We start from the raw sequence: 17,319 nt of genomic DNA, 5'->3' as shown, positions 1-17,319 counted from the left end.
AAAGAACTTTCATTAATGGCATTAGAAGAAGACAAAACTGTACAAGGCGCACCGGCTTTAGAGACTAAAGAACAGGTGGCGTCGCAATTGGAGAGCAGTCTCAACAAACTGGACAAAGTAGGAGGCTTTTCCTTTTTAGAGTCTGTTATAGACGGACTGGCCAATGTTAATCCGGGAAGGAAAGCTCGGAAAAACATATTCATGACAGATCCAAGCAAAAAAAACGAGCGGGAGGCACTTAAGAAAAACCTAGAGACTTGGGTAGATCTTTTGAGCGAAGGTGGAAGCGCTGCGGACATTGTTGAAAAAAGTGAGCAAAAGGCAGAGGAGTCTCAATCGCTCCTGAACAAGAACTTGGGCAATGCGCTAAAGTCTTTCCGTGACCTTGAGCAGAGCTACCGTTCTGTGGCCCTATTTTATAAAAATACTGAAGCCGACAAAATCAATAATATTACGGTCTTGAATGCTTCCATGGATCAAGTTACTGATCTGGACAATTCAAGGTTTATCGATTATGTGGCGGCTGAGCTAAAGCAGAACTATGACAGGCTAGACTTGAGGGACAATTATTCCTTGCTGGTGATTCCTGGATATATGGGGCCGAACAAAGTGGTGGAAAAATGGGCCAAAATCGCACATGAAAACAAGGTGATGCTTGTAACGGATTTCGCCAACCTCGATTCACCCGATGATGTTGTAGACCTGTTTACCGATGGCAACTATACAGGCGGTGACCTGTTCCGCTCCAATATTATTATGACCTGCAACTGGATAGTGGGCAGGGGCAAAATAGAACAAGTGGGAGAGGAAGAAGACCTTTTGGTGCCACCTTCTGCGGCACTTGCCGGAAAAATGTATTATACCATGATGTCGCAGGTTACAGCGGGTAAAAAGCATGGTAGCATTAATGAGGTTGATGCCGTGAGTTTTGGTCTTAAGAAAAGTGAGATTTCCCATCTTGAAAAAATAGGTTTGGTGCCTATGGTAAACGAGTATGGAAAAGTAATGGCATTTTCAGCCAAAACACTTTTCAATGGCGACAACCTTGGACTGCAGACCTACTCTGTAGTAAGGGTGTTTGACTATATAACAAAAGTCCTTTTTGACTTTTTGAACAGACGGGCATTCGAAAACTGGACTTCCAGGCTCGAAGCCGATCTTAGAAGCCAGATTGTAAAGTTTCTTGATAGCATTCAGGGGCCTGATAAGCTTATCGAGAAATTTAAAATCCACAGGCTAGAGCAGGATCCCAACCAGAAAGATAGGGTTCTGATCGACATTCACATCACACCTTTCTTCCCTGCAAAAAGCTTTGTTGTAAGGCTTGACGGGCAAAAGGGCGATGATGGTACATCATGGAACAGCGAGTACAACCAATCATAAATTTCTTCTTTTTTTTTCAAACAACTTAACTTTTTTATTATGGCTTTTAGAGCAGAACTTGATATCGCAGGAACTAAATTCGACGTATTGAATTGTTCCTTTAACATGAGCAGAGACACAGATCCTAAAGGGAGACCGTCTTCCAACGTATATGGTGGGCGCATCACTTTTGAAATTGAGTCTACTGCCGACACAAGTATCATCGAAAAGATGGTAAACAGTCAATTCAAACCATTTAGTGGAACCATCACGTTCAAAAAACATGACGAAGATGCTAAAATGAAAGAGCTGACTTTTGACAATAGCTATGTTGTATATTACCAGGAAGGTATAGATGTAAAAGGTGAAACGCCTATGACCATCAAATTTACCATTTCTGCTGAAACAATTAAGATGGGCAACGCGGAACATGACAACCGCTGGCCTAAGGCTTAATTGTTGAATTAATGATGTTGCGCCCGGACTTGTCCGCTGTTTATAATTTATGATTGTCCGGGTGCGGCATTGTTTACATTAGATAAGTTTGTACTTGGGAAAAGATTGTTAGAGACTGGGCTTTATAGAGGAATATATGCCGGAATACCAGATGCTTATGTTGGATACTCGGGGCTTTACTTATAATTATATTTTAAATTGGTTCAACGGCATGATTACCTTTTTAGGCGATGTTTAACTTTATTCTATTCATAAACTATTGTGGGGTAAAGAATGGCCCGCGGGCCTATGATGCAGAAGACACAACGGCATCTTTTACGCAGACGCAGTTTTTTTTCTTAAGTACTGCTTTGTGGGCAACTATTTTAGGGCTTCTTCCTATTACTTTTTCAAATACAACAGTAGCTGTAGTTTTTGCAGTTACCGCATTGCTGAGTTTCTGGTACAAAAAAAAAATTTAAATCTGTGATATATAAAAACAAGTTTTCACAACGGTACAAGAGAGCCCCGGTTTCGATCAAAAGGAAGTACAACATAATCAGTTATTTTCTGTTTTTTGGTCCCTTTGCTGTTCTTGTAGCATGTTGTTTTACTTTTTTTGCTAACTACAGTCTCAGGTAGATTGTAAATTGTATAGTATGGAAAAGCAGATTGTACTATCTTATACTTTAAGGGAGCTTGGGCTTTACCTATGTGTTTGCTCTATGGTTATAGCATTATTGGGAAGCGCTACTTTTTTAATAACCGGGGGTGGTCTTGTCCTTTTTCTTGTTGTGTCTATATTATGCAGTTTAGCACTCCTATTTACAAACAAGATAATACGAAGAAGGAGACGGGCTGAGATTTTGAAGGGAATGCTGTATCTAGGTGATAAGATCTGCCCTCTAAAAGCTTTGGTTAGTTATAACCTGACAAAAAACATTTATAAGGAAGAGCTGGTCTTACGGTTTAGGAAAGACAACCTCTACCTGGTTGACACGTCTGAGAGTTTCCGGGTGCTGAAGCAAATAAAGAAAATTTTTTTTGAAGCAATTGGCCGTGCAAACGTACAGAGGAGCAGTGCTGAAAGGGTCCGTAAATCAGGTTTTTTTGATTTTCGTTCTGGCAGGGTTTATTCCTGGTTCATGTTAAGCTTTTTTTTATTTGGGCAGGCTATATGGTGGCTATGCCAGAGAAGATAGCAGCTAACAAACTAATATTTTTTACTGTATGCCTTACTGCCAGCTTGCCTGCTTTATTGGTGTTGTTTTTTCGCAGGAGAAAGCAGGTATAAAATATTTAAATAATACTATAAGATTTTTAACCCTTTAAAACATCTCCGAGCATGTCAAGAGAAATAAAATACGAAATTGTCATAGATGGCAAGGCCATTGTGCACTTTAACAGCCTTACTATTCGCCAAGCATTTAATTCTCATCATGTATTTGAGCTTGTAGTCGATCAGGATACCCTTCAGGAACCGGGAGCGCATACCATCCTTGATGCCCGCGATTACATTGGCAATTTTCTGACCGTTTGCTTCGGCGACAAGGATGCAGACGACAATGTCTTTAAGGGATTAATCACAGAAGTTTCCATGTTACAGGAGGAAGGGTTATGGGGCAATATTATGCTAAAAGGGTACAGCCCTACCTGGCTTATGGAGTCCGGCGCCCATCACACTTCGTTTGAGGACATTACACTTAAAAAGGCTTTGGAGGAGGCCATGAAGGATGTGGCCGGAAATGACATGGAAGTTATTGCAAAACCTGCTTTTGCAGGTGCCATACCTTATGTATGCCAATACGGGGAGAGCCGCTTCAGCTTTATCAACCGGCTTGCCTGTGAATACGGGGAATGGTTTTTCTACGATGGCTATAAGCTATATCTCGGGAAACCTGCAAGTCCTGAAAATACCGATCTTATTTATGGGGAGCATATCTCGCGGATGAGCTTTTCCATGAAGATGGTGCCATCGACCATCAGCCATTACAGCTATCATTCCAAAGACGATAATGTAATGACCGGTAACCTGCCCGGTCAGGTAGACTCCGGAAGTTATACCCGCAAAGCCTTGGAAACCTCAGACAGTTTTTACAGAAACCCTGTTTCCCAACCAGTAAAAACACGGGTCAGTACCCAAAGCGACCTAGACCGCTATGCTAAAATACACAAAAAGAAATTTGCCGCATCGGCTGTGATATTGGAGGGTGAAGGGGATTGTCCAAAAATAAAGGTCGGTCATATGGTTACGGTCAAAGTTTCAAAAAAAGGCTTGGGCATAGGTTATGAAGACCACGGAGAGTATACTGTAACGAGCCTCGTACACCATTTGTCCGGAACGGGTGCCTATTCCAACAGCTTTGAGGCCATACCGTCGGATAACGAGGTAATGCCTTTTAATGCGGAGAAGCCCCTTGCGGAAAGCCAGATAGCTTTTGTTAAGGACAACAATGACCCTGACGGCTTGGGCAGGGTGAGGGTACAGATGCTGTGGCAGCAGGCGGAAAACAAAACAACGGACTGGATACGGGTAATGAGCCCGGATGCCGGCGCCAGTGATAAAGTGGGCACCAACCGGGGCTTTGTGTTCATACCGGAAGTGGGCGACCAGGTGGTGGTAAGCTTTAGGTATAATGACCCGGACAGGCCTTTTGTGCTCGGGAGCATGTTTCACGGAAAAAATGCTTCTGGCGGGGGCGATGGGAACAATGTTAAAAGCCTTACAACAAAAAGTGGCTGTACCGTTACCCTTGACGACGCCAAGGAGAGCGTGACAATAAGTGACCCCGGCGGAAGTACCATTGTACTGAACGGTGACGGTTCCATGACCATCTCTGCCCCTGACAAGATTGATATACAATCGAAAGAAATAAATATTGTTGCAGAAAAGCAGGTTTCGATAGAAGGTAAAAACAAAGTGGAGGTAGGTTCTCAGGAAGTGGCCATAGACGGAACCACCAAAACTACTGTCAACAGCAGTTCAAAAGTGGAAATCGGGGCAGCTTCTGTGGAAGTTGAGGGGAAAGCCCAGTTAAAATTACAGAGTGCCATGGTCGATATGGACGGTACTGCTATGACCAATGTAAAAGGCGGATTGTTGAACCTCAACTAAAAGGGATGTTATGAACAACGAACACAACCCGATAGCCTTGAAGATAAACAAAATCCAGAATAAGTGGATTGCAGAGGCTTCTCCGCTTAAGGAGTGCAAGCTTGTAAGGTGGCTCTTGAAAGATGACCAGCCCAGACTATTTGAAGGGTTCCTACGCCTGGAAGCTTCTGCCTCAGGGGCGCTCCCCGAAGTGGTGGTGACCATGCTCATGCCTTTTGAGGGAGCCTGTGGCCATAGCAAAAAAGTGATGAAGGACTGGCTCAAGGAGTTGGGAAAAGATGAAAACCTTGTGCAGTCACTGGAAAACAGTGGGTATAGCTATTTCGGCAGCCTTTCGAAGTTTGAGGTGCTTCTTGAAGACAAGGATGTGGACGGGGACAGGCTTTTTGTTGATTTTCTTAGTGATTTTCAGGGGGCTGCCTGTAACGGCCTGAAGCTTGCTCTTGCCCTTTACCCGCAGCTTGTTTCTGATGTTAAAGATTATACCCAGTGGCTGGACAATCTGCTGAAGGTTGGGCTGCCGGAAGATGTGCTGTTCATGGTATTTGATTTTGCCGATGAACGCTATTTTGATAAGCTGGTGCATAAGTACCCTGAACAGACTAAGACACTTTATGTCAGCACAGGGGGAGATGAGGACAACGGGGGTGCCGGAATGGACACACCTTCAGGGCCTGCAGATCCTGAGGTTCGCTTCCGGGAATGTGTGTTGAAGATGTCCGACGCTGTAAATGACAATAACCTTTCAGTGGTGAAGCAATGGGGGCAGAAGGGTCTTGAAGTTGCCCAGTCCACCGGATCTGCATATTTTCTCTCCGTGGCTAGCCTTACCTATGGTGCCATGCTTTTTAATTTCAAAGAAACCGGAGAGATAAAAACATTAATAGAGCGGGGTTTGGTGCTTGCCCGTAAAGGGCTGGATGCCGGTGACAATGCATGTCAGCAGCTCCTTGTTACGGGACAGGGCTATATGGCAGCCTGTTGTCAGATAGAAGGTAAAAAAAGTATGGCGGCTGCTATTTTCGAAGAGCAGGGTGACCTTGCGGTGCAGTATGGCATGCCGGTTCAGGCACTTACCGCATGGTGGCAGGCCGCTGACCTGTATAAGGAAAAGGATAAAGAGAAGCATGCCTTATTGCTGGAAAAAGCTTACAGGACAGGTGCGGCATTGAAACCGGAAGAGCTGGAGGCCTCCTGTATGGCATATATAGCTTTTGATTACCATGAGGTTTGCAGGAAGAAAAAGGACAGGGCAACCTGTGCAGAGATTGATACTTTTATGGCCGGGCTGAACGGACCTGAATGGATGGGTTCGGCAGAGCGGCATAAAAAAGAGTCTAAGCGCAAAAAGCGCTTTATTGTTATTTAAGATTTTTATGGACTTATATATTTTTTAATAGTATGCTTTTAGCCAACAAGCACTATACCATGGTCATGGGTATGGACATCCACATGGTTACCATACCGCCCGGAGTACCGACACCCATACCGCACCCTTTCATAGGCTTTGTCATGGACCCTATGGACTATGTGCCCTTTATCGGATCCACGGTATTTATCAACGGCGTGCCCCGTGGCACCAGCGACACCAACGGGATGCTCGGTATAACAAAACATATCCCTATGGGCGGCCCCTTCACCATGATGCCCATGATCGGGCACGAGTCCGTCAACTTTTTCGGCAGCCTTACCGTCAAGGCGCAGGGCATGGCCCTCAGCCCCGCAGGATATATGGTCATGAGCTGCAACGACATCGGCATGCCGCTCACCGCCACCCCCGGCAAAAAGATGAAGCCCAGGCCGAGTCTCTTCCTGCCAAGTTCGCAGACCGTCCCATTGCCGGGCGGAAAGCCTGTCATGGTAGGCGGCCCTTATGCGCCCGACCTGGCCGGTGCCGCCAAAAGGCTGGCCATGTCCTATGGTTTCGGCGGGCTGCTCAAAGTAGGGGGAAAAGCCGGAAAAGCTGGCCTTTCGGCATGCAAGAAAAAGGTAAAGGCCGCAGGAAAACATACCAAAGGGCAGAAAGACAGCCTTACAAAATGTATCGGTGACCCAGTGGATATGGTCACAGGGCGCGTTATTTACGGGGGCACGGACTTCGAGCTCCCCGGGCCACTGCCCGTCACCTGGGAAAGGAGCTGGTACTCGGACTCCTCCTATGAAGGGCCGCTGGGGCACGGCATGCACCACTGTTACGACCTTTCCCTGCACTTTTTCAAAGAAGAAGAGGCCATCATGCTGGTGCTGCCCGACGGCAGGACAGCCTCCTTCCCTTTTTTGGTGGCAGAGGGCGAATCCTTCTACAACCGCATGGAAAAGCTCACCCTTACCTGTGTCAACTTTAGGGAATACCGCCTGAAAGACCATGAAAAAAACCTGACCTATACCTTCCGGAAAGAAGGCAGGGAGTTTTTCAGCCCCGTAAAACTTGAAAACACGGCCGGACAGGCCTTGCACTTTACCTATAACCAGCGCAGCTGCCTGACCTGGATCACCGACACGGCAGGCCGCGAGATCAGGCTGCACCTGGACCATGGGGACAGGATCAAGAAAATTACCGCCAGGCACAAAAAGAAAGAAAAGACCCTGGTGGAATACCGGTATAACGAGGCCGGCGACATGGAGGTGGTTGCCGATGCCCTCGGACAGGAAACAAGGATGCAGTACCGCAACCACCTGATGGTGTCCAAGACCGACCGCAACGGCCAGACATTTTACTGGGAGTACGACGGCCACTCTACCGGTGCCAAGTGTATCCACACCTGGGGCGACGGGGGCTTGTTGGAAGTCAGGCTGGATTACGGACAGGGCAAAAACGTGATGACGGACTCCCTGGGCCGCAAGACCGTCTGTTACTACAATGCAGACAACCTCTGTACACAGGTAACAGACCCGGAGGGCAACCATATCTTCCACGAGTACACCGACTATTTTGAGCCCTACCGGGACATTGACGAAGAAGGCAACCTGACGGGCTATACCTACGATGACCGGGGCAACCTCAAGTCGGTGGTGTACCCCGACATGACCTCTTCCGTGTTTGTCTATGACGACCAGGACCGCCAGATACTGTCGGTCAGCCCCGAAGGGAGGAGCACGGTAAAGGTCTACAACGAACAGGGCCTGCTGTGGTCGGTGGAAGACCCCGACGGCAGCGTCAGCAGCTTCCAGTACAACGGACAGGGGCTGGTGGAAAGCATACGCGACAACAAAGGGCGGCACACAACATTCAAGTACGACGGAGACCACAACCTGGCACAGGTCACCTTCCCCGACGGTGCAGAACAGGAATGGGGCTATGACGCCTTCGGGCGGTGCTTCTACTCCAAAGACCCCGAAAAGCGCGAGCAGAACTTCTACTATGACGACCTTGGGCGGCCCGTGCGCGTGTGCCTAGCCGATGGCAACATCATAAAGCTGTCCTACAATGCCTATGACGAGGTGGTCCATGCCGAGGACATGCAGCACAAGGTGCGCTTTGAGTACACGCCCCTCGGCAGCATCAAGCTGCGGGAGGAGGACGGCGCCAAGGTACACTTCAGGTACGATACCGAAGAGCAGCTAAACGCCATAATCAACGAGCACGGGGAGGTATACCGCTTCAAAAGGAACGGCAGGGGCGATATCGTGGAAGAGGCGGGCTTTGACGGCCTTACCAGAAAATACGTCCGCGACAAAGCGGGCAAGGTAATAAAAGTGGAAAGGCCGGGCGGCAGGCACACCACCTATGAATATAACCGCAAGGGTCAGATCTGGCGCGCCGAGCACAGCGACGGCACCTGGGAGACCTATGCCTACGACAAGGACGGCCAGCTGATAGAGGCGGTAAACCAGCACAGCAAGGTGATCCTCACCCGCGACAAGAACGGCAGGGTAATCAAAGAAGACCAGGACGGCTACACGGTAGAGAGCAGCTACGACAAACTGGGGCTGAGACAGCACATTGGCAGCAGCCTCGGTGCGGACATACAGCTGGGGCGCAACGAATCAGGCTTTGTCACCAGTATGCAGGCCAGCCAGCAGGGCATGAAACTCCCGTGGCAGGCAGAGATCACCTACAACAGCCTTGGACAGGAACTGGACAGGGAACTCGGCATCGGCAACGTAAAGAACCAGTTCGCCTACGACCTGTCGGGGCGCCCGAGGGAACAGAAGACCTGGAACGGTACCGGTGCCCGTCGCCTGCACCGCCACAAGCAATATTACTGGCACCCCAACGACCGCCTCCAGCGCATCCACGACGTGCTGACAGACACTGCCACCAGGTTCCGGCACGACAGCTTCGGCAACCTGATCGAAAGCCTGACCGTTCAGGAATATCGTATACAGGGAAAGGAAAACTACTTCCGTGACGAAGTCGGGAACATATTCCGTGAAGAGGAAAAGAAAGACCGGAAATACGGCGCGGGCGGAAAGCTACTGGAAAACAAAGGGGATAAATATAGCTACGATGAAGAAGGCAATTTAATCCAGAAGGCGACCCAAGAGGGCAACTGGATTTACGAGTGGAACGGCAACGGCAGCCTGAAACAAGTGACCCGCCCCGATAACAAAACCGTCAGCTTCGAGTATGATGCACTGGGGCGTAGAACAGCCAAAATATATGACGGAAAGATCACCCGCTGGCTGTGGGACGGAAACACGCCCATACATGAATGGAAATACGACCTTGAGAACCGCCCCAAAGATGTGGTGGACGAATGGGGCTTTTTGTCCAAAGACCGCGAAGAGCCTGTAGAAAACCTAATAACCTGGGTGTTCGATGATGGCAGTTTTAAGCCAGCGGCAAAAATAGTCGGGGAAGAATACTATTCCATCATAAATGATTATCTTGGCACCCCAAAAGAAGCCTATGACAAATACGGCGACAGCGTCTGGAAGTGCGAACATGAGACCTACGGGAAGGTAAAAAGCTGTGAGGGTGAGGAAGATTTCATTCCTTTTAGATTCCAGGGTCAGTACCATGATACCGAGACCGGTCTTTACTACAACCGGTTTAGATATTATGCCCCGGACGAGGCAATGTACGTGAGCCAGGATCCGATTGGGCTTGAGGGGGGAGATAGGTTGTATGGGTATGTGAGGGATAGTAATGCATGGATAGATCTTTTAGGTTTAAATGTGAGTTCAGGAGCTGGAAGGACTCATGTAACCTACCAAGGAGTAAAAGGTGGAAAACCCTATACTGGATATGCAAGCGCTCCTAGTGATTTAGGATTAACAGCTGATGAAATCGTAAGCAGAAGATACGGAGGGATTTTTGATGAGTTAGATGATATTCCTAGTGTGGTTTATGAAGGTGAAGGAATGAAAGGTAAACAAACAGCAAGAGGATTAGAACAACGATTATACGAAGCAGATGTGGATAAGTATGGAAAGGATCAAGTTGCTAATGCTCAAAACCCAGTAGGTCCAAAAAATAAAAAGAGGAAAAAGTATTTAAAAGCTGCAGATGAACATTTAAGTAAAAAAAATAAAGTAAAATGTTCTTAAAGTATAATCAATAATGGAAAAGAAAAAAGTAATTCCTTGGAAAGAAAACAAGATAATAAGTATTGAAACAAGAAAAGGAACATATGTAATAGCCCAAATGCTTAAGTCCCCTTATTTAAGGTTTTACAACACTTTTATGGATAGTGAAAATTGGGGCAAGATAGATTTAAGTTTTTTTGAAACTTTGTTTGTGAATTCAGTAACAAAACAATTCTTACAGAGCAGCAATATTAGTGTAGTCAAGGATGCTATTCCTGATTTAAACAGAGAATTGCCTAAAGAATGGATACAAGGATATATGGGAAATAGAAAAGTGAAAGTTTGGGCAGAAACTGAAAATGAAAGAGAATTTATCATTTTAGGAGATAAACCAGGTGGAAGCCTCATTTCGAGAGACATTTCCAAAGGAGGAAACCAAGATAAGAAGATCATTCTTCATGATATTCCTTTGGATGCTAATAATATAATTGATGAACATGAGTTAACAGGATTATGTGTGTTTCCTTTATCTAATGAAAGACTCTTTTTATGCCATATTTTAGGAAAAAATGTCGATCCTAATAAGGATTTAATTTTTGATAGATCTATTCCTTTAGAGTATAAAATTTATATAGACATAAAGACAGCTACGGGACATAATGAAAAGGATCAGATATTGAATGAGTATTATTATTAATAGCACTCTGCACTGCACAACGCCAGACAAAACCATTTAAAACCTTTGGATATTCAAATTAACAGACCATCAGCATGTTGTTAATGATGGTCTGTTTTAACTTTTTGTTCTGGCATTAGCAAGAAACTCAGGTCAGGTATTCTTAGCATATCCCGCAACCCATCCGGTTAATTCTTATCCTTTCTTTACCAGCTTCAGAAATTTGCAGAGAATATTGATGTTTGTCGGGTATTTTTCCGTTCATTACTTCCAGGGGAGTAAGTCCCAAAAGGGCACCGTGTGGCTTTGAGTTATAATCATCTATTGAATTTTGAAGTACTGTAGTAAGCTTTTCAAGGGACTCGATTTCTCCTTTAGGAAAGATGTACTGGTATTTGAGGTGTTTGTTAACGGCTTCCACCATGCTCTGCACAACGCCAGACAAAACCATTTAAACCTTTACGAATATTCGAATTGTCAGACCATCAGACTGTTGTGAGTGATGGTCTGTTTTGATTTTATTTTTTGGGTATAAGGGATGAACTTCGTTCCGATCTCTTAACAGATTCCGCAACCCATCCGGTTAATTTTTATCCTTTCTTTACCAGCTTCGGCAATCTGAACCGAAAACTGGTGTTGATCGGGTATTTTTCCGCTCATTACTTCCATAGGAGTAAGTCCGAAAAGCGCACCGTGTGGCTTTGAGTTATAATCATCTATTGAATTTTGAAGTACTGTAGTAAGCTTTTCTAAAGACTCGATTTCACCTTTGGGAAAGATGTACTGGTACTTGAGGTGTTTGTTAACGGCTTCCACCATGCTGTTTGAAAAAGACACATCCTTCTGAGCGATGATGTGCGCTGCTTCTGTTTTAAGATGGGTGTTTTCTGTACCATCGTCGGTCATAACGGTGGTGGAGGATATGTTAAAACTAGTCACTGCCTGCCGGAGGTTTTTCGGTTCCTTTCCATCATAAATGATTATCTTGGCACGCCTAAAGAGGCCTATGACAAATACGGTGACAGCGTCTGGAAGTGCGAGCATGAGGCCTATGGAAAGGTAAAATCTTGCGAAGGAGCAGAGGATTTTATACCTTTTAGATTCCGAGCCTGTCCCGAAGCGCAGCATTCGGGAGGCAATATCACGATGTGGAGACGGGTCTTTACTACAACCGCTTCCGTTACTACGCCCCTGACGAGGCAATGTATGTGAGCCAGGATCCTATTGGGTTAATGGGGGGTGATAGGTTTTATGGGTATGTGAAGGATAGTAATGCGTGGGTGGATGTTTTGGGGTTGAGTGAGTGTAAGGTCAATTCTAATCAACTAAGAAAAAGTGTTCAAAAAACATTTTTGGATGAGAAGGTTGAAAGAGTTCTTCTTGAAGCTCCTATTGTTGTGTATCGTGTCCATGGAGGGAAAGCTGGTAAAATTGGCCGTTTCCTATCTTCAGAAAAGTTTACAAGTAGATTGTCTGCAAGGGAGAGACTAGCCTTGAAACAAGAATGGGGGAATTCAATTTCAAAAATAACCAGAGTTGAAATTCCTGCACAAACAACGATTTGGAAAGGGAAAGCGGCACCGCAAATACAAAATAATGGTAAACTTCTAAAAGGAGGAGGAGATCAAATATGGTTAGATGAATTAGATCCAAATTGGTTTAAAACAACATATCATTTTAAATAAAAGCATGATACATAATGAAATAGAAAATGAATTAAATAAACTTATTTCTTCTGATAAATATAGACAAGAGGAAGGTATTTTTGTTTCAGAGAAAGAAATAAGGTTTTTGAAAAGTTTGTTTAAAAATTTAAGTAAGAGCAAAAACAATGCTATTGATTTTACACGAAATGTTTACGATATATGTCCTTCTAGGGCAAAATTGGCGCAATTGTCAGATAGGTTAAATCAAGAAGAACCTTAATAGTTTTTTGTTTTTTGCAGTCCGGCTCTATTCCATCATAAATGATTATCTTGGCACCCCAAAAGAAGCCTATGACAAATACGGCGACAGCGTCTGGAAGTGCGAACATGAGACCTACGGGAAGGTAAAAAGCTGTGAGGGGGAAGTCGGGTTTATTCCGTTCCGTTTCCAAGGCCAGTATCATGACGTGGAGACGGGTCTTTACTACAACCGCTTCCGCTACTACGCCCCGGACGAGGCAATGTATGTGAGCCAGGATCCGATTGGGTTAAGTGGAGGCGATAGGTTTTATGGGTATGTGCATGATTGTAACTCTATCATTGATCCTTATGGCTTAATGGCTAAGAAGGGAGATGATGCAATAAGAAAAATAGCTCCTTTAGATTTAGGTGATGGATATAGAGGTCGTAAGGATATTTTTAATTATAAGGGTTTGGCAGATTATGAAATACATGTTTACAAAGTTAAAGGAAAAGGTCTGAAGGAAGTAGGTGTTATGAACTCTAATGGAGGCTGGATTAATAAACATGGCCATAAAGAAGCCCCTTCTCTTCCAAATAGTGTATCAAACAAATTGAAAAAAATCTGTAAAAATTAAATGAGTAAAATTTATAAAAAGAAAGGTGTTTGGTATTTTGATGAATACTTTAATTATTTAGAAAAGAATGTAAACTTAATACCACCGGACATACAAGATTTTATTGTTGACCCTGATCGTTATTTGTTTCAAGATGAAAAAACTCTTCATGATTCATACTTGATTCATTTTCTGTATAAGATTAACAATAGAAATAGCAAGGATGAGTTACTGATAAAGCTTAAAGGCTCCTATGATAATAGAATATTTGAATTTTCTTTTAAGAATGTTATTAAATTAGAATTTAGTAGTTCCATCAAAAACTTTAAAAAAGTAGATATGGTTGTGCATCAGTTTCATATTTTGAAAAATGGGTCTTTTCAATATGAATTTTTCTTTGTAAATGGACAAACGATTAAAATAGTTTTCAAGGATATAGAAATTAGAGAATACTTTGCTTAATTTTTTAGTTTATTGCTGCATCACACCACACCTTGCACAACGCCAGACAAAACCATATTAGGGCTTTCGGATATTCGAATTTGCAGACCATCATCATGTTGTGAATGGTGGTCTGGTATAAGTTTTTATTTCTGGTATAAGCAAGAAACTTTGGTCTGGTATTCTTAACAGATGCCGCAACCCATCCGGTTTATTCTTACCCTTTCTTTACCAGCTTCGGCAATCTGAACACTAAATTGATGTTTGTCGGGTATTTTTCCATTCATCACTTCAAGAGGAGTAAGACCGAAAAGGGCACCGTGGGGTTTGGAATTGTAATCGTCTATTGAATTTTGAAGTAAAAATATAAGCTTTTCAAGGGACTCAATTTCACCTTTAGGAAAGATGTACTGGTACTTGAGGTGTTTGTTAACGGCTTCCACCATGCTGTTTGAAAAAAATACATCCTTCTGCGCAATGATGTGCGCTGCTTCTGTATTAAGATGGGTGTTTTCTGTACCATCGTCGGTCATAACGGTGGTGGTGGATATATTAAAACTACTCACTGCCTGCCGGAGATTTTTTCGGTTCCATTCCATCATAAATGATTATCTTGGCACCCCTAAAGAGGCCTATGACAAATACGGCGACAGCGTCTGGAAGTGCGAGCATGAGGCGTACGGGAAGGTAAAATCCTGTGAAGGGGAGGTAGGGGTTATTCCGTTTAGATTTCAAGGACAGTACCATGATGTGGAGACGGGCTTGTACTACAACCGCTTCCGTTACTACGCCCCTGACGAGGCGATGTACGTGAGCCAGGATCCGATTAGAATTTGGGGGGGGATGAATGTTTTTTCATATGTTAGTGATCCTAATTGTCTAATAGATCAATTTGCTCATAAAGATTGCTTTGCGAATGATCAAGCTACTAAATGGGCGGAAGAGATTATAGGTAAACATGGGGGATTTAAATTAAAAGATGGGCATTATCAAATGCCAAATAGACGAGCAGCGCGACAGGCAGCATCTGAAATTGCCGGAAATTTAGGTAATAATCCTATTAGAGTTACAAAAGGTGATTTTAGGGGAGGTCCAAGAACTTGGAAAGACAACCCCACGAAGATTGGGCAATATTCTCAGGACAAAAGTTCAGGATGGAGAGATGATGTTTTAGGCCATGACTTCGGAAGTGATAAAATTGGATCACATGTTAATGCATGGAATAATGAAAAAGGCGTTTTTGATAACCTACATCTATTATATTAAGTATGAAACTATTTTTTGAATATTCTACAGATAACCCTAATTACGATACTGAACATTGGGTAATTATTAGAGAGGAAGAGTCTAAAGAGTCTAAAGAAGATTATTTAAGCCCGAGGAATAAAATTGAAGCTTCTATTTGCATTAAAATGTATCCTAGTGACTTATGTCAGTTTGAAGTCATATCTGCAAGCAGAGGAAGAGATATTGATTCAAAAAACCACCAACCCAAAGACAAGTTTTTTTTAATAATCAAGAACAGAGAACAAGACAGGGTGCTAATATCATATAGGTCATACTCTTGGGACGAATTAATTTTATTGATGAGTAAGTATAAAAACATGCCTTTTGGTACCGCTTTAAAAATTTCGGGAAAAGATTTTTACTTTAGAGCCCGATAGCTGCACAACGCCCAGGTAAAACCTTATTAGGTCTTTCGTATATTCTAAATAGCATGTAATCAGATGATTACACTTTGATGGTTTGTTATTTTTACATTTGTTTTAGTGACAGTTTCTTAAAGAGCACTTTGTGGTTACGGATTTTTAATTATTCCGTAACCTATTTTGTCAACTTGCACCCTTTCCCTGCCAGCTTCCGCAATTTGTAAGGAAAAATAGGTGTTTATTTGGTACTTCTCCGCTCTTACTTTCAGAGGGAAAGACAGAATAGGGCACCATGTGGTACGACAAACTGGGGCTGAGACAGCACATTGGCAGCAGCCTCGGTGCGGACATACAGCTGGGGCGCAACGAGTCAGGCTTTGTCACCAGTATGCAGGCCAGCCAGCAGGGCATGAAGATCCCGTGGCAGGCAGAGATCACCTACAACAGCCTTGGACAGGAACTGGACAGGGTACTCGGCATCGGCAACGTAAAGAACCAGTTCGCCTACGACCTGTCGGGACGCCCGAGGGAACAGAAGACCTGGAACGGCACCGGTGCCCGTCGCCTGCACCGCCACATGCAATATTACTGGCACCCCAACGACCGCCTGCAGCGCATCCACGACGTGCTGACAGACACTGCCACTAGGTTCCGGCACGACAGCTTCGGCAACCTGATCGAAAGCCTGACCGTTCAGGAATATCGTATACGGGGAAAGGAAAACTATTTTAGTGAGGGCGGAGCGTTAAAAAATGATTTGGTAAATCATTTTAGCGACGAGCCAGCTTGCAGGGCTGCAACATATTCCGTGAAGAGGAAAAGAAAGACCGGAAATACGGCGCGGGCGGAAAGCTGCTGGAAAACAAAGGGGACAAGTACAGTTACGACGAGGAAGGCAATTTAATCCAGAAGGCGACCCAAGAGGGCAACTGGCATTACGAGTGGAACGGCAACGGCAGCCTGAAACAAGTGACCCGCCCCGATAACAAAACCGTCAGTTTCGAGTATGATGCACTGGGGCGAAGGACAGCAAAGATATTTGATGAGGACGGAGCGTTAAAAAATGATTTGGTAAATCATTTTAGCGACGGGCCAGCTTGTAGGGGGGCACAAGATGGGTATGGGACGGGTCAGGTTTCCTTTTAAAATCCTGTTAATTCTATAATCCTGAAAATCCCGGTTCAGACAGAAAAAATCGGAAAGCCTTTCCAAAAGACCTTCCGGTTTCTCATTTTCTTTTTTTCTCAACTCACGTTATGCAAGCTACAAGCTTGCAATGTTTTAGGTTTAAGATACGCTATCGCTAATCTTAGACTAGAGGGGAAGTTAGTGTCCTCGTGATCGGCATTAAATTTTTAGTGTTGATAATTTTTGTCTAAGATTTTGTTGGAGAGTGGACAACTTTATGAAACCCAAAATGAAACGCTTGTCTTCTTCAGTCATAATTTTCTTTTTTTGATGAACTTATAAGAAAAACTTGTTCGACTTCGAGATTATTGCTACATCAAATAATAAAAAAAATACCAGAAATCTGGTATTTTACCTTACTATTATTGGCGAGTGTATATGTAGCCTGCAGAACATATTTGTTCTATTTGATGAGCGGAGTTAGGAGTTGAATGATAACTTTCAGAAAATCAATGTAAAAGTAAATATTTAATTTTAA

At 44.1% G+C, this 17,319-nt stretch carries 17 protein-coding genes; 14 read left to right on the top strand and 3 right to left on the bottom strand.

Going from position 1 to position 17,319, the window contains the following annotated elements; genetic code table 11:
• The first annotated feature begins 15 nt into the window (after window positions 1-15).
• The 6 genes from RCC89_01665 to RCC89_01640 all read left to right on the top strand — a co-directional run bounded on the left by RCC89_01665 (window position 16) and on the right by RCC89_01640 (window position 11,081).
• The gene (locus RCC89_01665; protein ID WMJ71883.1) at window positions 16-1,383 is read left to right on the top strand and encodes a DUF5458 family protein; all 1,368 of its coding nucleotides are present in this window, start codon (window positions 16-18) and stop codon (window positions 1,381-1,383) included.
• Between the two features lie 39 nt (window positions 1,384-1,422).
• Window positions 1,423-1,818, top strand: coding sequence for a type VI secretion system tube protein TssD (tssD, locus tag RCC89_01660; GenBank protein ID WMJ71882.1), 396 nt, complete (start codon window positions 1,423-1,425; stop codon window positions 1,816-1,818).
• A 1,324-nt stretch (window positions 1,819-3,142) separates the two neighbouring features.
• Window positions 3,143-4,912 (top strand): phage baseplate assembly protein V, encoded by a 1,770-nt coding sequence (locus RCC89_01655; GenBank protein WMJ71881.1) that lies wholly within the window; start codon window positions 3,143-3,145, stop codon window positions 4,910-4,912.
• 10 nt (window positions 4,913-4,922) lie between these two features.
• Window positions 4,923-6,281 (top strand): hypothetical protein, encoded by a 1,359-nt coding sequence (locus RCC89_01650; GenBank protein WMJ71880.1) that lies wholly within the window; start codon window positions 4,923-4,925, stop codon window positions 6,279-6,281.
• 32 nt (window positions 6,282-6,313) lie between these two features.
• Window positions 6,314-10,405 (top strand): DUF6531 domain-containing protein, encoded by a 4,092-nt coding sequence (locus tag RCC89_01645; GenBank protein WMJ71879.1) that lies wholly within the window; start codon window positions 6,314-6,316, stop codon window positions 10,403-10,405.
• 13 nt (window positions 10,406-10,418) lie between these two features.
• Window positions 10,419-11,081, top strand: a complete 663-nt coding sequence (locus RCC89_01640; GenBank protein WMJ71878.1) for a hypothetical protein — start codon at window positions 10,419-10,421, stop codon at window positions 11,079-11,081.
• Window positions 11,082-11,223: 142 nt separating this feature from the next.
• Here the strand turns inward: RCC89_01640 and RCC89_01635 are convergent, their stop codons facing one another.
• Both RCC89_01635 and RCC89_01630 read right to left on the bottom strand, forming a co-directional pair.
• On the bottom strand, window positions 11,224-11,484 hold the full coding sequence (locus tag RCC89_01635) for a hypothetical protein (protein WMJ71877.1): 261 nt from the start codon (window positions 11,482-11,484) through the stop codon (window positions 11,224-11,226).
• Between the two features lie 134 nt (window positions 11,485-11,618).
• Window positions 11,619-12,104 carry an integrase core domain-containing protein gene (locus RCC89_01630; protein WMJ71876.1) on the bottom strand — a complete coding sequence of 162 codons (486 nt, stop codon included), beginning with the start codon at window positions 12,102-12,104 and terminating at the stop codon, window positions 11,619-11,621.
• Between the two features lie 56 nt (window positions 12,105-12,160).
• Between RCC89_01630 and RCC89_01625 the strand changes: the two genes are divergently transcribed.
• Genes RCC89_01625 through RCC89_01610 form a run of 4 tightly spaced genes read left to right on the top strand, consistent with a single transcriptional unit; the run spans window position 12,161 to window position 14,025 of the window.
• Entirely contained in the window at window positions 12,161-12,745 is a 585-nt protein-coding gene (locus tag RCC89_01625) for an RHS repeat-associated core domain-containing protein (protein ID WMJ75625.1), read from the top strand.
• A gap of 4 nt (window positions 12,746-12,749) precedes the next feature.
• On the top strand, window positions 12,750-12,986 hold the full coding sequence (locus RCC89_01620) for a hypothetical protein (GenBank protein ID WMJ71875.1): 237 nt from the start codon (window positions 12,750-12,752) through the stop codon (window positions 12,984-12,986).
• Between the two features lie 7 nt (window positions 12,987-12,993).
• The gene (locus RCC89_01615) at window positions 12,994-13,584 is read left to right on the top strand and encodes an RHS repeat-associated core domain-containing protein (GenBank protein WMJ71874.1); all 591 of its coding nucleotides are present in this window, start codon (window positions 12,994-12,996) and stop codon (window positions 13,582-13,584) included.
• Window positions 13,585-14,025: a hypothetical protein gene (locus tag RCC89_01610; GenBank protein WMJ71873.1), complete on the top strand. Its 441-nt coding sequence runs from the start codon at window positions 13,585-13,587 to the stop codon at window positions 14,023-14,025.
• A 164-nt stretch (window positions 14,026-14,189) separates the two neighbouring features.
• Here the strand turns inward: RCC89_01610 and RCC89_01605 are convergent, their stop codons facing one another.
• Window positions 14,190-14,570, bottom strand: a complete 381-nt coding sequence (locus tag RCC89_01605) for a hypothetical protein (protein ID WMJ71872.1) — start codon at window positions 14,568-14,570, stop codon at window positions 14,190-14,192.
• On the opposite strand from RCC89_01605, the gene RCC89_01600 reads away from it, so the two are divergent.
• The 4 genes from RCC89_01600 to RCC89_01585 all read left to right on the top strand — a co-directional run bounded on the left by RCC89_01600 (window position 14,545) and on the right by RCC89_01585 (window position 16,799).
• Window positions 14,545-15,270, top strand: a complete 726-nt coding sequence (locus tag RCC89_01600; GenBank protein WMJ71871.1) for an RHS repeat-associated core domain-containing protein — start codon at window positions 14,545-14,547, stop codon at window positions 15,268-15,270. The genes RCC89_01605 and RCC89_01600 overlap by 26 nt on opposite strands.
• Window positions 15,271-15,272: 2 nt before the next feature.
• Window positions 15,273-15,668 (top strand): hypothetical protein, encoded by a 396-nt coding sequence (locus RCC89_01595; protein ID WMJ71870.1) that lies wholly within the window; start codon window positions 15,273-15,275, stop codon window positions 15,666-15,668.
• A gap of 277 nt (window positions 15,669-15,945) precedes the next feature.
• Window positions 15,946-16,557: a hypothetical protein gene (locus RCC89_01590; protein WMJ75683.1), complete on the top strand. Its 612-nt coding sequence runs from the start codon at window positions 15,946-15,948 to the stop codon at window positions 16,555-16,557.
• The gene (locus tag RCC89_01585) at window positions 16,440-16,799 is read left to right on the top strand and encodes an RHS repeat domain-containing protein (protein ID WMJ71869.1); all 360 of its coding nucleotides are present in this window, start codon (window positions 16,440-16,442) and stop codon (window positions 16,797-16,799) included. The genes RCC89_01590 and RCC89_01585 overlap by 118 nt, the downstream gene beginning before the upstream one ends.
• The last annotated feature ends 520 nt before the right edge of the window (window positions 16,800-17,319 follow it).

Source organism: Cytophagaceae bacterium ABcell3 (assembly GCA_030913385.1).
Classification (GTDB): Bacteria; Bacteroidota; Bacteroidia; order Cytophagales; family Cytophagaceae; genus ABcell3.
This window is presented reverse-complemented; position numbering and strand designations above follow the sequence as displayed.

Coding starts and splice junctions, on each gene's coding strand:
- RCC89_01630 (WMJ71876.1), bottom strand. CDS start 12,104: ATGCTCGCACTTCCAGACGCTGTCACCGTATTTGTCATAGGCCTCTTT.
- RCC89_01595 (WMJ71870.1), top strand. CDS start 15,273: ATGAAACTATTTTTTGAATATTCTACAGATAACCCTAATTACGATACT.
- RCC89_01665 (WMJ71883.1), top strand. CDS start 16: ATGGCATTAGAAGAAGACAAAACTGTACAAGGCGCACCGGCTTTAGAG.
- RCC89_01655 (WMJ71881.1), top strand. CDS start 3,143: ATGTCAAGAGAAATAAAATACGAAATTGTCATAGATGGCAAGGCCATT.
- tssD (WMJ71882.1), top strand. CDS start 1,423: ATGGCTTTTAGAGCAGAACTTGATATCGCAGGAACTAAATTCGACGTA.
- RCC89_01645 (WMJ71879.1), top strand. CDS start 6,314: ATGCTTTTAGCCAACAAGCACTATACCATGGTCATGGGTATGGACATC.
- RCC89_01610 (WMJ71873.1), top strand. CDS start 13,585: ATGAGTAAAATTTATAAAAAGAAAGGTGTTTGGTATTTTGATGAATAC.
- RCC89_01590 (WMJ75683.1), top strand. CDS start 15,946: ATGTGGTACGACAAACTGGGGCTGAGACAGCACATTGGCAGCAGCCTC.
- RCC89_01650 (WMJ71880.1), top strand. CDS start 4,923: ATGAACAACGAACACAACCCGATAGCCTTGAAGATAAACAAAATCCAG.
- RCC89_01620 (WMJ71875.1), top strand. CDS start 12,750: ATGATACATAATGAAATAGAAAATGAATTAAATAAACTTATTTCTTCT.
- RCC89_01635 (WMJ71877.1), bottom strand. CDS start 11,484: ATGGTGGAAGCCGTTAACAAACACCTCAAATACCAGTACATCTTTCCT.
- RCC89_01640 (WMJ71878.1), top strand. CDS start 10,419: ATGGAAAAGAAAAAAGTAATTCCTTGGAAAGAAAACAAGATAATAAGT.